Below are 16,799 nucleotides of genomic sequence, written 5' to 3' on the forward strand. Positions count from 1 at the left end.
GGGCGGGCCTCCCCTCCCCGGCCGCCCGGGCACCCGTACGGGGGTCAGAGCTCGGTCTGCCGCCGGCGGATCACCACGATCAGGTCGACCACGGCGAACAGCGTCAGCAGTCCGCAGGCGACCGCGAACCCGGTGAGCGTCCCGCTGCTGGGCGCGCCGTCGTCGGGGGCCCGCGCCGCCCAGACGGCGAAGACCGCCGTGGCGATGGCGAACAGCGGGGTGAAGGTCAGCGACAGCAGGTAGCGCAGCTTGAGATCGCTGCGGGCGGTGGCCGGTTCGGTGCCGCTCCGCCAGCGCCTGGGCGTCGTGGCGCGCATCCTCGGTCACCTCCACGGGACCTCTCGGCCTACGATTCCAGCGTACGTCCGGACCACCGTACGTCCGGGCCGGCAGGGGAGGGCCGATGGCGCACCAGGACGCGGACGCCGCGCACGAGGGGCACGACGCGGAGGACTACGCGGGGCTGCCGGTGGAGCGGGCCGAGGAGACGGCCCGCTCACACGGCTGGGCCTCGGTGCGGGTGCTGCCGCCCGGGGCGATGATGACCATGGACCACCGGGAGGGGCGGCTCAACCTGGCCGTCCGGGACGGGGTGGTGGAGCGCAGCTGGGAGGGGTGACCCGGGCACCGGCGGGCCGCCGGGCGCGGGCGCGGGCCGCCCGGCGTTCGGCGATCCGCTGTTCGGCGGCGGCGACCAGGGGCTCCAGCAGCGGCAGCGAGAGCAGCACCAGCAGCCCGGCGGCCCAGCCGGCCAGCACGTCGGTGACCCAGTGGGTGCCCAGGTAGACCGTGGTGAGCCCGATCGAGCAGGCGGTGGCGCCGGCCAGCACAGCGCCGGTGCGCCGCCAGCGGACCGCCAGGTAGGCCAGCACGCCCCAGGTCACCACGGCGTTGGCGGTGTGCCCGGACGGGAAGATGGTGCCGCCGGAGAACAGCTCGGGGGAGCCGACGTAGTGGGCGTAGTGCGGCCCGAGCCGGCCGGTGACGATCTTGACCGTGCCCACCGTGATGTTGAGCAGCAGCAGCGCCGCGCCCATCACCAGCAGTGGCCGCAGCCGGCCCAGCCGGTGGGCGCGCCAGGCCAGCCAGGCGCAGGCGGCGATCGCGCTGGGCCCGCGCTGCCCGGCGACCACCCAGTTGTCCAGGAACGGCTCCAGGCTGGGCCACCGCTCGTACGGGCGGCGCAGGCGCACCCACCAGTCGAGGTCCACCAGCACGGAGTCGAGCAACACGCCGGCGACGACCAGCAGGTAGCCGAAGCAGGTGAGGGCCAGCAGCGCGGCCTGCCGTCGGCTCATGGGGGGCCAGCCGGGGTCGCCGGGGCCGGGGCGGGGGCGCGGGCGTGGGCGCGTGCTGTGGGTGTCCGGGCGCGGGGACGGGACGCCGGCCGGAGGCGTGTCCGGGCCCTGCGGTGACGTCGGGTCCTGCGCCGACCTCGGGTCGTACGGTGAGGTCGGGTCCTGCGGTGAGTTCAGGTCCTGCGGTGAGTTCAGGTCTTGCGGTGATCCACTCGGCGCTTGCACGGTGGTGACCCTACCGACCCGGGCCGCACCATTCCGGGAGGTATTGCGAATTCTACGCGGAAGGGTTTGTTCCGGGTTATGGCGAAGCGTTCCGGGTGGTCACCCGGCCATTTCCCGATCGAATGGCGGGGCGATTGTCGAATGGAATTCCGGTGGTACCGGAAATGTGCGGGGGGTGGGCGGCCGTGCCCCGGCCGTCCACCCCGGTCACCCTGCGTAGGTTGGCATGCTCAGTCCAGCGGGCCGCCGGCCACGTAGATGACCTGGCCGGAGACGAATCCGGCGCCCTCGCTCACCAGGAACGAGATGGTGTGGGCGATGTCCTCGGGGACGCCGACGCGCTGCACCGGGATCTGCGAGGCGGCGGCCTGCTTGAAGTCGTCGAACTCCATGCCGACCCGGGTGGTGGTGGCGGCCGTCATGTCGGTGGCGATGAATCCGGGGGCGACCGCGTTGGCGGTGATTCCGAACTTGCCCAGCTCGATGGCGAGCGTCTTGGTGAAGCCCTGCAGTCCGGCCTTGGCGGCGGAGTAGTTCGCCTGGCCGCGGTTGCCCTGGGCGGAGGAGGAGGACAGGTTGACGACGCGGCCGAAGCCGGCGTCCACCATGTGCTTCTGCACCGCGCGGGTCATCAGGAAGGCGCCGCGGAGGTGAACGTTCATGACCGTGTCCCAGTCGGACTCGGACATCTTGAAGAGCAGGTTGTCGCGCAGGACGCCCGCGTTGTTCACCAGGACGACCGGCGCGCCGAGCTCGGCGGCGATCCGGTCGACCGCGGCCTGCACCTGGTCGGCGTCGGACACGTCGGCGCCGACGGCCAGGGCCCGGCCGCCCGCGGCGGTGATCCGGTCGACGGTGTCCTTGCCGGCCGCCTCCTCCAGGTCGACCACGGCGACCGCGAAGCCGTCGGCGGCCAGCCGCTCGGCGGTGGCGGCGCCGATACCACGTGCGGCGCCGGTGACGACCGCGACCCGGGGGGCGCTGTTCTGCTCGGTCATGCTCGCTCTCGTCTCTCTCGGTGGGGTGGACCGCTGGGTGGCCACACCCTACTCATGGGTAGGTTCATCGGCCAGAGGACAGAGCCGCAGGTGACCGAGGGTAAGGACCGACCGGTCGGCTTTCTGCTGCGAACGGGTTACCGGCGGGTCGGCAGGGCGTGTAAATATGCCAACTTTGCCGAACCTGCGTCTACTATCTGCCCCTGCCTGCCAGCACGGGCCCGCCGTTTGTATAGTGTGCGCCAGCAGCCACCGGCTGCACGGCTGGAGCGCCCTCCCTCACAGCGGGACGCCCACTCGCCGTTACTGCCCCACCCGGGTGTCCCACACACACCGGGTGTGACATCGGGACGGATACATGGTGCTGGGGGAGATCCCGACGACCCGCGTGTCCGCGCGACTGCAGCAGTCGCCCGGTCACCTCATTCGCGTTGCGCAGCAGGTTCACACCCGGCTGTGGTCCGAGCATGTCGGAGCCGACCTCACGGCTCCGCAGTTCGCCGTGCTGCTGGTACTCGCCCTCGAGCCGGGCGCCGACCAGCGCACGGTGGGCGAGCGCGCTTCGCTCGACAAGGCCACGATGGCCGAGATGGTCGCCCGGCTGGTCCGGCGCGGCCTGGTGCTTCGGCGCCGCGACCCGGCCGACGGCCGGCGCAAACTGCTCGCTCTCTCGCAGAGCGGCGCACAGGCGGTGCGCGAGGCCACCGGCGGAGTGGTCCGAGTGCAGCGCACGCTCTTCGAGCCGCTGACGGCCGAGGAGCAGCTGGAGATCGTGCGGGTCATGGCCAAGATAGCCAGGCTGGAGCCCGCCGCGGTCGCCGTCCTCACCGACGCGCGGCCGATGCTGGACGCCCAGCGGGCGATCGGCTACCTGATCAGGGTCAGCCAGCAGGTGCACACCAAGCTCTGGTCGGAGCACGTGGGTGCCGAGCTGACGGCTCCGCAGTACGCGGTGCTCGACGCGCTGGAGCTGGAGCCGGGCGCCGACCAGCGCACGGTGGGCGAGCTGGCCTCGCTCGACAAGGCCACGATGGCCGAGATGGTCAGCCGGCTGGTGCGCCGCGGTCTGGTGCAGCGCCGGCGCGACCCCTCGGACGGGCGGCGCAACCTGCTCTCGCTCTCACCGGCGGGCCAGGACCTGCTCCACCGCTCGGCCGCCGGCGTGGCCGAGGTCCAGCGGCTGCTGCTGTCCCCGCTGGAGGAGGTCGAGCACGAGGCGGCACTCGCGCTGATCGCCAAGGCGGCTCGTCTCTAGGCTTCCGCCCGGAGTCCAGCCAAAACGATTCGCCATGGCTGCGCCAGGGTCACGCCATGGCACGGTCACCATCCGAGCGTCCGCCGTCGCGGAGGTCCGGGTGGACGAAGGCGTCCCTCGGAGGCCGCCGTCCCACGCGGGACGGCGGCCTCCTCGGGTTTGACCGGAGATCAGTTCCAGTCGAACTCCTGCGGGTCCGGGCCGATCCGCTCACCGGTGGCGATGCCGGCGATCGCGGCGAGGTCCTCCGCGTCCAGCTCGAAGCCGGCGACGTCCAGGTTCTCCTTGATCCGGGCCGGGGTGACCGACTTCGGGATCGCGATGACGCCGCTCTGCAGGTGCCAGCGGAGCACCACCTGGGCGACCGTACGGCCGTGCTTCTCGGCGATCCGCGCCAGCGCCGGCTCGGCCAGCAGGGTCTTGCCCTGGCCCAGCGGGCTCCACGCCTCGGTGGCGATGCCGTGCTCGGCGTGGAAGGCGCGCAGCTCCTCCTGCGGGAAGTACGGGTGCAGCTCGACCTGGTTGAGCACGGGCACGACCGAGGACTCGTCCAGCACCCGGCGCAGCTGCTCGGTGCCGAAGTTCGACACGCCGACGGACTTCACCCGGCCGTCGGCGAGCAGCTCCTCGAAGGCCTTCCAGACGTTGAGGTAGCTGCCGTGCGCCGGCCGCGGCCAGTGGATCAGGTAGAGGTCGACGTAGTCGAGGCCGAGCTTCTCCAGCGAGGCGTCGAACTCACGGCGGACCGCGTCGCGGCCCTGCTCGCCGGACCAGTCGGCGCGGCCCGAGTTCCACAGCTTGGTGGTGATGTAGAGGTCCTCGCGCGGCACGCCGGCGGCGATCGCCCCGGTGACAGCGGCACCGGTGCCGACCTCGTTCTCATAGATCGCGGCGGTGTCGATCGAGCGGTACCCCGCCTCGATGGCCGCGCGCACGGCGGCGGTGGCCTCGGCGTCCGGGACCTGCCACACACCGAAGCCGAGCTGCGGGATCCGCAGGCCGTTGTTCAGGGTGACGTTGGGGATGTTGCTCACGAGAAGGGGTGCCCTTCAGGTCGTCCGGTGGTTCCGAATGGCCAACCCGCAGGGCCGGGTCTTTGTTCCCGTTCGGACAAGAAAACTTGCGGGGCGCGGGAGCGGAGGGGCGCAGCCGCAGGCGGGGCGGCGGCGACCGGAAAACCTGTTGCGCAGATCACACTCCGTTGGCAGTCTCGACGCCATGACGTCCTGACCGCACCCGCCGTGACCACGCCGGCCGTTTCCGTCCCGTCCCTCCGTCGCCCCGGCCGCCGCCGCGAGCCGGGCGTCGTGCCGTGCCCGCGAGCCGGGCCCACGCACCTTCCGCCCGTACCATCCGCAACGGAGCGTCATGCCGCTCAAAGCCCTGCCGTTGGCCGATCCCGGCAGCCCCGACCTCTCCTCCCCGCTCGCCCTCCTGCGCTGGCTGCAACGCGCCCAGCGGCGCGGTCAGGTGCTCTCCACCTGCTGGGCGCTGCTGCACATGGGCTCCCAGGCGGCCCTGCCGGTGCCGATCGGCCTCGGCGTCCAGGCCGCCGCCGACGGTGACGGGGACGGCGTCCTGCGGGCCGGCGGCGCCGCGCTCGCGCTGGCCGCGCTCACCGCCCTCGGTGCCGTCCTCCTGCACCGCCAGGCGGTGTGGAACTGGATCCACGCCGCCACCCACGTCCGCCAGCTGGTCGCCCGGCAGGCCTCCCGGCTCGGCGCCGGGCTCTCCAGCCGGATCGCCACCGGCGAGATCGTCGCCGTCAGCAGCGGCGACGTCGAGAAGATCGGCTGGTACGTCGAGCTGGTCGCCCGGGTGCGCGCGGCCGTGCTGGTCTGGCTGGCGGTCAGCGCCGCGGTGCTGCTCACCGAGCCCTTCCTGGGCCTGACCGTGCTGCTCGGCGTGCCGGTGCTGGCGGCCTCCGTGTGGCCGCTGCTCGGCCCCTTCGAGCGGCGCTACTCCGAGCAGCGCCAGCTCGGCGGCAAGGCCACCGAGCTGGCCGCCGACACGGTGGCCGGGCTGCGGGTGCTGCGCGGCATCGGCGGCGAGGAGCTCTTCCTGGAGCGCTACCGGGTCGCCTCCCAGAAGGTCCGCGCCGCCGCCGTCCGCTCGGCCCGGCTGTGGTCCCTGATGCAGGCGCAGCAGGTGCTGCTGCCGGGCCTCTTCGTGGTAGGGGTCACCTGGTACGGCGCGCACCTGGCCGCCACCGGGCGGATCGGCGTCGGCACCCTGGTCGCCGTGTACGGCGCCACGGCCTTCCTGGCCGCGCCGCTGCGCATCCTCGGCGAGGCCGCGCACGCCTGGAGCGTCGCCCGGGTCTCCGCGGCGCGCACCGTCCGGGTGCTGTCGCTGACCCGGACCACCTCGGTCGCCGCGGCGGAGCTGACCCGGCCCGAGCGGGCCGACCTGCACGACCCGGTGACCGGGCTGACCGCCCGGGCCGGCGAGCTGACCGCGGTGGTCTGCGGCGACCCGGACTTCGCCGGCCTGCTCGCCGAGCGGCTCGGCGGGCACGTCCCGCTGGCCGAGGGCGAGCGGCCGCGGCCCTCGGTGCGGCTCGGCGGCACCGAGCTGGACTCCGTGCCGCTGGCCGAGGCGCGGGCCGCGGTGCTGGTGCACGACAAGGAGCCGGTGCTGCTCTCCGGCACCCTGGCCGCGCTGCTCGACGTGCCGGCCTCCGGACGGGTGACGGCCGCCGACGCGCTGGCCGCGGCCCGCGCCGAGGACGTGCTGGAGGCCCTGGTGGACGGCTCGCCGGACTGCGAGGGGGACGCCATGCGGGCCAGGATCACCGAGCGCGGCCGCTCGCTCTCCGGTGGCCAGCGCCAGCGGCTGGCGCTGGCCCGCTCGCTGTTCGCCGACCCGCCGGTGCTGGTGCTGGACGAGCCGACCAGCGCCGTCGACGCGCACACCGAGTCCCGGATCGCCTCCGGGCTGCGCCGCAGCCGCGAGGGCCGCACGACGGTGGTGCTGGCCACCAGTCCGCTGCTGCTGGACCGGGCCGACCGGGTGGTGCTGGTGAGCGACGGCCGGGTGGCCGCCTCGGGGAGCCACCGCGAGCTGATGGACGGCGAGCCCGGCTACCGCGCCGTGGTCACCCGGGACGAGGAGCCCGCACCGGTGGGGGAGGGCGTGTGATCGGCGGACACCGTACGGCCGGGGCACGCCGCCCCGGGGCGGGCGCGATCCCGTCGGAACAGCCGGAACACCGGCCCGGCGCGGGCACGATCCCGTCGGCGCCCCTGCCCGGCGCGGGATCGATCCCGCCGGAACACCGCCCCGGGGCAGGACCGGGCCGGACGGATCACCGACCCGGAACACCGGGAACACCGAGGAGGACCCGATGAAGCCCCCCGTCCATCAGGAGCAGGGGCCGGCGACCACCCTGCCGGTGGGCTCCCCGGCCGCCGTGCGCGCGTACCTGGGACTGCTCGCCCGCCGGCACCGGGGCGCGTTCTCCTCGGTGGTGGCCCTGCACTCGGTGGCCACCGTGGCCGGGCTGGTCGGGCCGTGGGTGCTCGGCACCCTGGTCGAGGACCTGGCCACCGACACCGCCGGTTCCGCCATCGGCACGGCCGTCGCCTGGTACCTGCTGGCGCTGGTGGTGCAGTCCGCCTTCACCTGGTGGTCGCGGCTGCGCGGCAGCGTCCTCGGCGAGCGGGTGCTGGCCGACCTCCGGGAGGACTTCCTGGTCCGCTCGGTGGCGCTGCCGCCCGGGGTGCTGGAGCGCGCCGGCACCGGCGACCTGGTCTCCCGGGGCACCACCGACATCGACCGCCTGGACAAGTCGGTGCGCGAGGCGGTGCCCGAGCTGGCGGTCGCCGTGGTGTCGCTGCTGCTGGTGCTGGGCGCCCTGGTGGTCACCTCGCCGCTGCTCGCGCTCACCTCGCTGATCGGCCTGCCGCTGCTGCTGGCCAGCTCCCGCTGGTACTTCCGGCGCGCCCCGCAGTCGTACCGCAACGAGTCGGCCGGCTACGCCGCGGTCAACACCGTGCTCGCCGAGACGGTGGACGCCGGGCGGACGGTCGAGGCGCTGCGGCTGGGTGACGAGCGGATCCGGCTGACCGACCGCAAGCTCTCCGAGTGGCTCGCCTGGGAGCGGTACACGCTCTGGCTGCGCTCGGTCTGGTTCCCGACCATCGACGGGGTGTACGCCCTGGCCGTGCTCGGCACCCTCGTGCTGGGCGGGCTGTTCACCCTCCGGGGCTGGATCACCGTCGGCCAGCTGACCACCGGCGTGCTCTACGCCCAGATGCTGACCGGCCCGGTGGACCTGATCCTGCGGTGGTACGACGAGCTCCAGATCGGCCAGGCCTCGCTGGCCCGGCTGGTCGGGGTGCGCGAGGTGCCCGAGGCGCTCGCCGACGAGGACGCCCGCCCGGACGGCCACCGGCTGGAGGCCCAGGACGTCCGCTTCGGCTACCGCGAGGGCTCGGACGTGCTGCACGGCATCAGCCTGGACGTCGCGCCGGGCAGCCGGGTGGCGCTGGTCGGGCCCTCCGGGGCCGGCAAGTCGACCCTCGGGCGGCTGCTGGCCGGCATCTACGCGCCGGGCCGGGGCAGCGTCACCCTCGGCGGGGCGGCCCTGTCGCGGATGCCCGCCGAGCGGGTGCGCTCCCAGGTCGCGCTGGTCAACCAGGAGCACCACGTCTTCGTGGGCACCCTGCGGGACAACCTGCGGCTGGCCGCGCCCGGGGCCGACGACACCGAGCTGCGCGCCGCGCTGGCGGCGGTGGACGCCGACGAGTGGGCGGACGCGCTGCCGGAGGGGCTGGACACCGAGGTCGGCTCGGGTGGTACCGCGCTGACCCCGCCGCAGGCGCAGCAACTGGCCCTGGCCCGGCTGGTGCTGGCCGACCCGCACACCCTGGTGCTGGACGAGGCCACCTCGCTGCTCGACCCCCGGGCCGCCCGGCACCTGGAGCGCTCGCTCTCCCGGGTGCTGGAGGGCCGGACGGTGATCGCCATCGCGCACCGGCTGCACACCGCGCACGACGCGGACGTGATCGCCGTGGTCGAGGGCGGACGGATCAGCGAGTACGGCAGCCACTCCGAGCTGGTCGCGTCCGGCGGCCCGTACGCGGCGCTCTGGCGCTCCTGGCGGGACGAGCGGTAGCGGCGGGCGGGCCGGCGGGCCCGGGAGGCGTGCGCGCGGGGGCTCCCGGGGGCCGGCGCGCTGTGCGGTGACCCCCGCCGGCCGGTGCGCCCGGGACCGCCACGTGCGGGGGTCGCCCGTGCGGGGGAGTCCCGGGCGCGTGGCCGGGCGAATCCTCCGGCGGGCCCGCAGACTGCGCGTGTGACCAAGATTTCAGACGGCTCGTCCGGCTCCCGGAAGAGCGAGATCGCGGGGATCCCCACCCGGTACATCGGGATCGCCGTCCTCGTGATCCTCGCGGTGTGGTTCCTGTTCGCCAACCTCGACAGGGTGCAGATCCAGTTCTGGGTCTTCACCGTCACGGCGCCGCTCTGGATCGCCCTGCTGGCCACCCTGCTGGCCGGCGCCGTGCTCGGCTGGCTGCTGAAGGGGCGGCGCGAACGGTGACCGGCGAGCCCGGGCCGCCGGCCGCGGCCGCCCCGGAGTTCACCCCGCTGATCGAGATGCACGGGGTGAACAAGCACTTCGGCCAGCTCCACGTCCTCCAGGACATCGAGCTGACCGTGGGCCGCGGCGAGGTGGTCGTGGTCATCGGGCCGTCCGGGTCGGGCAAGTCCACGCTCTGCCGGGCGATCAACCGGTTGGAGCCGATCGAGAGCGGCACCATCCTGATCGACGGCGAGCCGCTGCCCGAGGAGGGGCGCGGGCTGGCCCGGCTGCGGGCCGAGGTCGGGATGGTCTTCCAGTCCTTCAACCTGTTCGCGCACAAGACCGTGCTGCAGAACGTCTCGCTGGCCCAGGTCAAGGTGCGCGGCCGCTCCAGGGCCGACGCCGACGCCAGGTCCCGGGCACTGCTGGACCGGGTGGGGCTGGCCTCGCAGGCCGACAAGTACCCGGCGCAGCTCTCCGGCGGGCAGCAGCAGCGGGTCGCCATCGCCCGGGCGCTGGCGATGGAGCCCAAGGCGCTGCTCTTCGACGAGCCGACCTCGGCGCTCGACCCCGAGATGATCAACGAGGTGCTGGACGTCATGCGCCAGCTCGCCCACGAGGGCATGACCATGGTCGTGATCACCCATGAGATGGGCTTCGCCAAGGCCTCGGCGAACCGGGTGGTGTTCATGGCCGACGGGCGTATCGTCGAGGACCGGACACCCGAGGAGTTCTTCGCCTCGCCCCGCAGCGAGCGGGCCCGGGACTTCCTGTCCAAGATCCTCAAACACTGAGGCGGCCGCCGACGTCGCCGGGCCGCCGGAGTCGCCGAGGCTGCCGGGCCCGCCCGGCCCGCCGGGGCCGCGCCCGGAGCGTGGCGGCAGCGCCCCCTGGGGCTGATGCTCCGTCCGAAACCATAGGTGCGAGCGGGGTAATCCCTCGCGCCCCCAATGTCTGCTTATGATTGCCGGGTGTTCGACTCACGGCACATCCGGACCTTCCACGAGGTCGTCCGGGCCGGCTCCTACTCCGCCGCCGCCCGCGAGCTCGGCTACACGCAACCGGCCATCACCCAGCAGATGAAGGCCCTGGAGCGGGTCGTCGGCGTGCCGCTGTTCACCCGGGCCGGACGCGGACTGCGGCTCACCGAGGCCGGCGAGGCGCTCGCCCGGCACGCCGAGGTGATCCTCGGCAGCCTCTCCGCCGCCCAGCAGCAGCTCGCCTCGCTCGCCCGGCTGCGGGCCGGCCGGGTCCGGGTCTGCGCCTTCCCCAGCGCCAACGCCACGCTGATCCCCGAGGCGATGGCCCGGCTGCTGGCCGAGCACCCCGGGGTCCGGGTCGAGCTGCTGGAGGCCGAGCCGCCGGACTCCGTCCAGCGCCTGCTGCGCGGTGAGTGCGACATCGCGCTGGCCTTCAGCTACCCCGGCGCCACCGTGGACGTGCCGCCGGAGCTGGACGTCATCCCGCTGATGGAGGACCTGCTCACGGTGCTGCTCCCGGTCGGCCACCCGCTGGGCCGCCGGCACGCCGTACGGCTGGTGGACCTCGCCGAGGAGCGCTGGATCGCCGGCTGCCCGCGCTGTCGGGCCAACCTGCTGCACGTGTGCGCCGAGGAGGGCTTCGCCCCCGACATCGTGTTCTCCACCGACGACAACCTCGCCGTGCAGTCCCTGGTCGCCGCCGGGGTGGGCATCGCGCTGATGCCGGCGCTGGTGCTCTCCTTCATGTGCCACCGCAAGGTCACCGGCCGGGCCGTGGAGCCGCACCTGCGGCGCCAGGTCAGCGCGTACGTGCTGCGCGAGCACCGCGGGATCCCCGCGACCGCGCTGGTGCTGGACCAGCTGCGGTCGGCGGCGGCCGCCCGTACCGGCTGCTGACGCACGGGGTCCGGGCGGGCCGTCCGGGGAACGCGGACCCGTGGACGCGGACCCCCGGGCGCCCACGCCTGGACGTCGACGCGTGGACGTCGACGCGTGATCGCCGTGCGCTGTACGCCGCCCCGGGCACCGATCCATAAGCGGGAATGGGGGTGGGGTGAAAAAACCCTCCTTGGACGTGATGGGTCGCCGGGGCCGAACCTGCTGCCATGACACCCTCAGCGACGATCGGCGGCGACCACCTCACCGCGCGCATGGCCGTCCTCGTCGGCGAGATCCGCGCCGTCGTCGACCGCGGACTGCCGCCCGAGCTCACCGCCTACCTGGTCGGCGAGCGGCTGGCCCCGCACCTCGGCGACCCGGAGCTGCTCACCCCGGCCCAGCGGGAGGGTGACCCGGGGCACTACCGCCAGCACGTGCTGCACGCCGAGGGCGACGGGAGCTTCTCGATCGTCACGGTGGTCTGGCTGCCCGGCCAGCTGACCCCGATCCACGACCACGTCTCCTGGTGCGTGGCCGGCGTCCACGAGGGCCAGGAGAGCGAGACCCGCTACCGGCTGGTCTCCGACGGGCGCGCCGCCCGTCTGGTCGAGACCGAGCACGCGGTCGCCGCGGCCGGCACCGTCGCGGCCTTCGCCCCGCCCGGGGACATCCACCTGGTGCGCAACGCCGGTACCTCGACCGCGATCTCCATCCACGTCTACGGCGCGGACATCTCCCGTCTCGGTACCAGCATCCGGCGCGTCTACCGGTTGCCCGCCTCACCCGCCGCCAGCGCCACCGCCATCGCGTCGGCCTCCGCCGCCGCCATGGCCCCCACCGCCGCCGCGACCGCCCCGGTGGGCCCGCCGGCCGCCGACGGCCGGCGATGAGCGCCCTCACGGCGCTGCGGCCCGGCCCCACCCGCACCCTCTCGCCGTTCGGCCGCGGCAACACCCCCGGGCTGCTGCTCGCCGCCCTCGGGGTGAGCGCCGCGCTCGCCGTCCACCGGCTGCTGCCCGCCGTCCCGGCGATGACCGCCGCCGTGGTGTTCGGCATGGCCGCCGCCCACCTGCCGGGCCTGCGCCCGATCGTGCGAGGCGTCGCCAAGCCCGGCCTCTCGCTCGCCGCCAAGCGGCTGATGCGGATCGGCATCGTGCTGCTCGGCCTCAAGCTCGGCCTCGACGACGTCCTCGGCCTGGGCTGGAGCACCGTCGCCGTGGTCCTCGCCGTGGTCACCGCCACCTTCGCCGGCACCTGCTGGCTCGGCCGCCGCCTCGGCCTGCCCGGCGACCAGCCGCTGCTGGTCGCCACCGGCTACTCGATCTGCGGCGCCTCGGCGATCGGCGCGGTCAGCCAGGCGGCCGGCAGCGAGGAGGAGGACGTCGCCGCCTCCGTCGCCCTGGTCACCCTCTGCGGCACCCTCGCCATCGCCGTGCTGCCGCTGCTCCAGCAGCCGCTCGGCCTGGACGCGAGCGGCTTCGGCCGCTGGGTCGGCGCCAGCGTCCACGACGTCGGCCAGGTGGTCGCCGCCGCGCAGAGCGGCGGCGCGGGCGCGCTGCGCGAGGCCGTCCTGGTCAAGCTGATGCGGGTGGCCCTGCTGGCCCCGCTGGTCGCCGGGGTCGCGCTCACCGTACGGCGCTCGCGCCGGGCGGGTGCCACCACGTCCGCCACCGGCGCCACCCCGGCCGCCCGGCCGCCGGTCCTGCCGCTGTTCGTGGCCGGCTTCCTGGCGATGATCGCGCTGCGCACCACCGGGCTGCTCCCCGAGCCCGCCCTCGACCTGGCCGGGCACGCCCAGGAGCTGCTGCTCGCGGCCGCCCTCTTCGGGCTCGGCAGCGCCGTCCACCTGCCCACGATGATGCGCACCGGCGGCCGGCTCGCCCTGCTCGGGCTGGGCTCCTGGGTGGTGGTCGCGGGCGTCTCGTACGCCGGGGTGATGATCACGGCCTGAGCGGGGCCGGCGGCCACCTCCGCTACAGTCGTGCGGGTACCCCGCGAACCCGAGCGCCCGAAGGAACGCCGCATGTCCACCGCACTGCCCGAACGGGACGGTTTCGACACCGTCGTCACGCTCGACCGGCGGGAGGGCCCCTACGGCGAGGTCGTTCTGCGCCGGCGCGGGCAGCACTTCGAGATCATCGCCAACGGCTGCTTCCTGATGGACACCGCCGACGGCCGCTCCGAGCGGCTGCTGATCCAGGCGGCCCTGGACGCGCTGGGCGCGGCGGCCGGGCGGCCCTCGGTGCTGATCGGCGGCCTGGGTGTCGGCTTCTCGCTGGCGTACGCGGCGGCCGAGCCGCGCTGGGGGAGGATCGCCGTCGTCGAGCGCGAGAACGCGATCATCGACTGGCACCGGGCCGGGCCGCTCGCGGCCTTCTCGGCGGGCGCGCTGGACGACACCCGGGTCGAGGTGCTCCACACCGACCTGCTGGAGTACCTGGCCGGCGCGGACGGCGAGCGCTACGACGCGCTCTGCCTGGACATCGACAACGGCCCGGACTGGACGGTCACCGACTCCAACGCCGGCCTGTACGGCGCCGACGGCCTGGCCGTGCTCCGGTACCGGCTCCGGGCGGGCGGGGTGCTGGCGGTGTGGAGCGCGCAGCCGTCCCCGGAGTTCGAGGAGGCGCTGCGCGCGGCGGGCTTCTCGGACGTGGTCACCCTGGAGATCCCGGTCGCCCGCGGGGTCCCGGACGTGGTGCACCTGGCCCGTCGCGCGGGCTGAGCGGTCGGCCCGCGCGACGGTCGGGCGGTACGGGCGGTACGGGCGGTACGGGCGGTACGGGCGGGGGCGCGTCGCCCCCGCCCGTACGGTGGGTCACTTCAGGCCGTTGTCCACCGCGGCCATCAGCTCGCCGTTGGGGGTGTCCCCGTCGAAGGCCCAGATCATCGCGCCGGCCAGCCCCTGGGACTTGATCCAGGCGGTCTTGCGGGCGATCTCGGTCGGGTCGTCGTAGGTGTAGAAGACGGTCCCGTTGTAGATGTACGCGTGGCCGGCCACCGGGTCCCGGTAGAGGGTGTAACCGCCGCTCGTGGCCATGGTCTTGAGCTTGTGGTAGTCCTCGAACCCGGCCTCGTAGCTGCCCGGCGCCGGTCCGGTGCCGGTCTGGAAGAGACCGTTGGTGGTGCCGCGCGGCACGCCCGTCCAGCCGCGTCCGTAGAACGGGATGCCCAGGGTCAGCTTGCTCTTCGGGGCGCCGCCGTTGACGTAGGCGTTGATGGCGATCTCGGAGCTGAACTGCCGGTCCGGGGTGTTGGGGTCACCGGCCGCGACCTTGATGCCGGACTGGTGGTTGGTGACGTTCTCCCAGCCGCCGTGGTAGTCGTAGCCCTGGATGGTGGCGAAGTCGAAGGCGCCGAACAGCCCGGGGACGTCGATGCCCGCGGTGATCTTGGCGGGGTCGGCCGGCAGGAAGGCGCTCAGCGTGTAGTGCTTGCCGGTGGTGGCGCCGAGCGCGTCCAGCTGGCGGCGGAACTCCTGCGCCAGCAGGGTGTAGTTGGCCTTGTCCTGGGGCCGGATGATGTTGCCGGTGTGGCCCTCGGAGTTCGGCCACTCCCAGTCGAGGTCGACGCCGTCGAAGATCCCTGCCGCGCTGCCCGCGCCGCCGCGGCCGTCGATGACCGGCAGGTTGCCCTTGATGTACATGTCGATGCAGGAGCTGACCAGCGCCTTGCGGGAGGCGTCGGTGAGCGCCGCGTCGGAGAACCACTTGCTGTAGGACCAACCGCCCAGCGAGATCTGGATCTTGAGGTTGGGGTACTTGGCCTTGAGCTGCTTCAGCTGGTTGAAGTTGCCGGCCAGCTTCTGGTCCCAGGTGTCGGTGGTGCCGGCCACCGAGTTGCCGGCGTCCCAGCCCTTGCCGAAGTCGGCCCAGGCGTCACCGGCGCCGTCACCCGCGTTCGGGTCGTTGTCCGGTCCTGCCGCCTTGTTGGTGATGAAGCACTGCTTGGTGTTCGGGTGGATGTTGGCGAACGCGTAGTTCAGATGCGTCAGCCGGGCCGCGGAGCCCGAGGTGTCGAGCTTCTTCACGCTGTAGCCGCGGGCGTAGATGGACCACTGGGTGAAGTAGCCGATCTTCAGCGCGGGGGTGCTGCCGTCCTTGGTCCGCACCGTCAGCGGGTCGGAGGACACCGAGGTGTTCCCGGCCCCGTCGCGGGCCCGCACGGTGAACGCGTACTCGGTGTCGGGCGTCAGGCTGCCGACGTACGCGGTGGGCTCGGTGACCGTGACGGCCAGCGCGCCGCCCTTGTAGACGTCGTACGCGGTGACCTTGCGGTTGTCGGTGCTCGGGGTCCAGGTCAGGGTGACGCCGGTGGCGTCGACGCCGGCGGCCACGGGCGTGCCGGGCTTGGTCGGCGCCTCGGTGTCCGGCTCGGTGCCCTTGGTGGTGCCGGCGACCGGGCCGGCCGCGGCCGAGCGGTTGCCCGCCTCGTCGAAGGCCTTCACGGTGAACTGGTAGGTGGTGGAGGCGGTCAGGCCCTCGACGGTGGCGGCCGTGGTCGTGCCGTTCGTCGTGGCGACCTTCACGCCGTCCCGGAACACCTCGTAGCCGGTGACCTTGACGTTGTCGGTGCTGTCGGTCCAGTCCAGGTCGACCGTGGTGTCCGTGCTGCCGGTGACCAAGAGGCCGCCCGGCACGGTCGGCGCGACGGTGTCGTCCCCGCTGCCGTCGCACGGCTTGCCGTTCAACTTGCAGTTGAGCGGCGCCTGGTAGGCACCCGAGTAGGCGATGTTGAAGCCGAGGTTGTACGAGGCGCCCGGCGGCAGGCTGCTCGCCCAGCCCGGGTTCTTGACGGTGACGTGCGAGCCCGCGGTGGTGTACGTGGCGTTCCAGAGCGAGGCCACCGTGTTGTTCGGCGGGAGGTCGAACTCCAGGGTCCAGCCGTTGAGCGCGGTGGTGGAGCCGTTGGTGATGGTGTAGCCGCCCCCGTACCCGCTGCCCCAGTCACTGCCCTTGGTGAAGGTCGCGGTGGGGGAGCCGGCGGCGTGGGCGGTGGTGCTGGGAAGGGACACGGCGAGCAGCGGGACGAGCAGCGTCCCGGCCGCCAGCAGCGGCATTCTGATCCGACGTCGGCGCATGGATGTGGCTCCTGTCCTGGGGCCTCCGGGCAGGCCGGATCGCCCCGTACCTGTGGGGAGGTGTCAGGTGCAGGTGTCAGGTGCGTGGAGCGGCGTGCGGCGCTCCGGCCGTGGGGCGGCGCGGAGCGGAGCCTCGGGCCGTCGGGGGTGCCGCGGAGGATCCGGTGCTTCCCGAGGGTAGGGAGCCGGTCGGCAACTGGCAATAGGTCTGTACCAGTTGGCGCCGTGTGCATGCCGACGAGGGGCGGGGCGCGGGGCCGGCGGGCAGGGGGCCAGGTAGGGGAACGGGCGGGAAGTGCGCGGGGAGAACGGGTCCGGGGCGGCCGGGTGGCCGCCCCGGACGCCGGCTCAGCCGAAGGGGCTGTTCTGCGGCGCGGGCGGCTGCGCGTCCTCGGCGTCGGCCTCCTCGGCCGGCGCGTCCTCGGTGGTCGGCTGCGGGGCGAAGGGGTTGAAGTCCGGCGGGGGGACCCGCACCGGGGTGCCCTTGGGCCGGCGCTCCTCGTCCTCCGGCTCCTCCGCCCGGGGCGCCTGCGCCGGGGGCGCGGGCACGGCCGGCG

14 protein-coding genes and 2 pseudogenes are annotated in these 16,799 nt (G+C 73.9%); 10 read left to right on the plus strand and 6 right to left on the minus strand.

The window, feature by feature from the left end; genetic code table 11:
• Positions 1-44: 44 nt before the first annotated feature.
• Positions 45-317 (minus strand): DUF6343 family protein, encoded by a 273-nt coding sequence (locus ACWEQL_RS20800; RefSeq protein ID WP_452151750.1) that lies wholly within the window; start codon positions 315-317, stop codon positions 45-47.
• Between the two features lie 86 nt (positions 318-403).
• Here ACWEQL_RS20800 and ACWEQL_RS20805 point away from each other — a divergent pair, with 86 nt between their 5' ends.
• Positions 404-619, plus strand: a complete 216-nt coding sequence (locus ACWEQL_RS20805; RefSeq protein WP_452151751.1) for an I78 family peptidase inhibitor — start codon at positions 404-406, stop codon at positions 617-619.
• Here ACWEQL_RS20805 and ACWEQL_RS20810 read toward each other — a convergent pair.
• Together ACWEQL_RS20810 and fabG are read right to left on the minus strand one after the other, a co-directional pair.
• Positions 570-1,298 (minus strand): phosphatase PAP2 family protein, encoded by a 729-nt coding sequence (locus ACWEQL_RS20810; protein ID WP_452151752.1) that lies wholly within the window; start codon positions 1,296-1,298, stop codon positions 570-572. The two genes, ACWEQL_RS20805 and ACWEQL_RS20810, sit on opposite strands and share 50 nt — an antisense overlap.
• 455 nt (positions 1,299-1,753) lie before the next feature.
• Positions 1,754-2,521 (minus strand): 3-oxoacyl-ACP reductase FabG, encoded by a 768-nt coding sequence (gene fabG / locus ACWEQL_RS20815; protein WP_452151753.1) that lies wholly within the window; start codon positions 2,519-2,521, stop codon positions 1,754-1,756.
• A gap of 388 nt (positions 2,522-2,909) precedes the next feature.
• Here fabG and ACWEQL_RS20820 point away from each other — a divergent pair, with 388 nt between their 5' ends.
• Complete coding sequence (locus tag ACWEQL_RS20820; protein ID WP_452151754.1) at positions 2,910-3,776, plus strand: MarR family winged helix-turn-helix transcriptional regulator; 867 nt, start codon at positions 2,910-2,912, stop codon at positions 3,774-3,776.
• Positions 3,777-3,946: 170 nt separating this feature from the next.
• Here the strand turns inward: ACWEQL_RS20820 and ACWEQL_RS20825 are convergent, their stop codons facing one another.
• Positions 3,947-4,810: an aldo/keto reductase gene (locus tag ACWEQL_RS20825; protein ID WP_452151755.1), complete on the minus strand. Its 864-nt coding sequence runs from the start codon at positions 4,808-4,810 to the stop codon at positions 3,947-3,949.
• A gap of 334 nt (positions 4,811-5,144) precedes the next feature.
• On the opposite strand from ACWEQL_RS20825, the gene ACWEQL_RS20830 reads away from it, so the two are divergent.
• The 8 genes and pseudogenes from ACWEQL_RS20830 (at position 5,145) to ACWEQL_RS20865 (ending at position 13,887) form a co-directional block, all read left to right on the plus strand.
• A complete protein-coding gene (locus ACWEQL_RS20830; RefSeq protein ID WP_452151756.1) occupies positions 5,145-6,917 on the plus strand; it encodes an ABC transporter transmembrane domain-containing protein in 1,773 nt (590 codons plus the stop codon).
• Between the two features lie 205 nt (positions 6,918-7,122).
• On the plus strand, positions 7,123-8,895 hold the full coding sequence (locus tag ACWEQL_RS20835) for an ABC transporter ATP-binding protein (protein ID WP_452151757.1): 1,773 nt from the start codon (positions 7,123-7,125) through the stop codon (positions 8,893-8,895).
• Between the two features lie 180 nt (positions 8,896-9,075).
• Positions 9,076-9,321: a lipopolysaccharide assembly protein LapA domain-containing protein gene (locus ACWEQL_RS20840; RefSeq protein WP_452151758.1), complete on the plus strand. Its 246-nt coding sequence runs from the start codon at positions 9,076-9,078 to the stop codon at positions 9,319-9,321.
• 56 nt (positions 9,322-9,377) lie between these two features.
• The gene (locus ACWEQL_RS20845) at positions 9,378-10,097 is read left to right on the plus strand and encodes an amino acid ABC transporter ATP-binding protein (RefSeq protein ID WP_452151767.1); all 720 of its coding nucleotides are present in this window, start codon (positions 9,378-9,380) and stop codon (positions 10,095-10,097) included.
• 177 nt (positions 10,098-10,274) lie between these two features.
• Positions 10,275-11,180, plus strand: a complete 906-nt coding sequence (locus tag ACWEQL_RS20850; protein ID WP_452151759.1) for a LysR family transcriptional regulator — start codon at positions 10,275-10,277, stop codon at positions 11,178-11,180.
• Positions 11,181-11,389: 209 nt separating this feature from the next.
• Positions 11,390-11,941, plus strand: a pseudogene (locus ACWEQL_RS20855) (cysteine dioxygenase); the annotation flags it as partial.
• A gap of 107 nt (positions 11,942-12,048) precedes the next feature.
• Positions 12,049-13,113, plus strand: coding sequence for a YeiH family protein (locus ACWEQL_RS20860; RefSeq protein ID WP_452151760.1), 1,065 nt, complete (start codon positions 12,049-12,051; stop codon positions 13,111-13,113).
• Positions 13,114-13,185: 72 nt separating this feature from the next.
• On the plus strand, positions 13,186-13,887 hold the full coding sequence (locus tag ACWEQL_RS20865) for a spermidine synthase (protein ID WP_452151761.1): 702 nt from the start codon (positions 13,186-13,188) through the stop codon (positions 13,885-13,887).
• 93 nt (positions 13,888-13,980) lie between these two features.
• Here ACWEQL_RS20865 and ACWEQL_RS20870 read toward each other — a convergent pair whose 3' ends face one another.
• On the minus strand, positions 13,981-16,242 hold the full coding sequence (locus ACWEQL_RS20870; RefSeq protein WP_452151762.1) for a glycosyl hydrolase family 18 protein: 2,262 nt from the start codon (positions 16,240-16,242) through the stop codon (positions 13,981-13,983).
• A gap of 348 nt (positions 16,243-16,590) precedes the next feature.
• Positions 16,591-16,799: pseudogene (locus ACWEQL_RS20875) on the minus strand (hypothetical protein); the annotation flags it as partial.

Source organism: Kitasatospora sp. NPDC004240, from assembly GCF_053603215.1.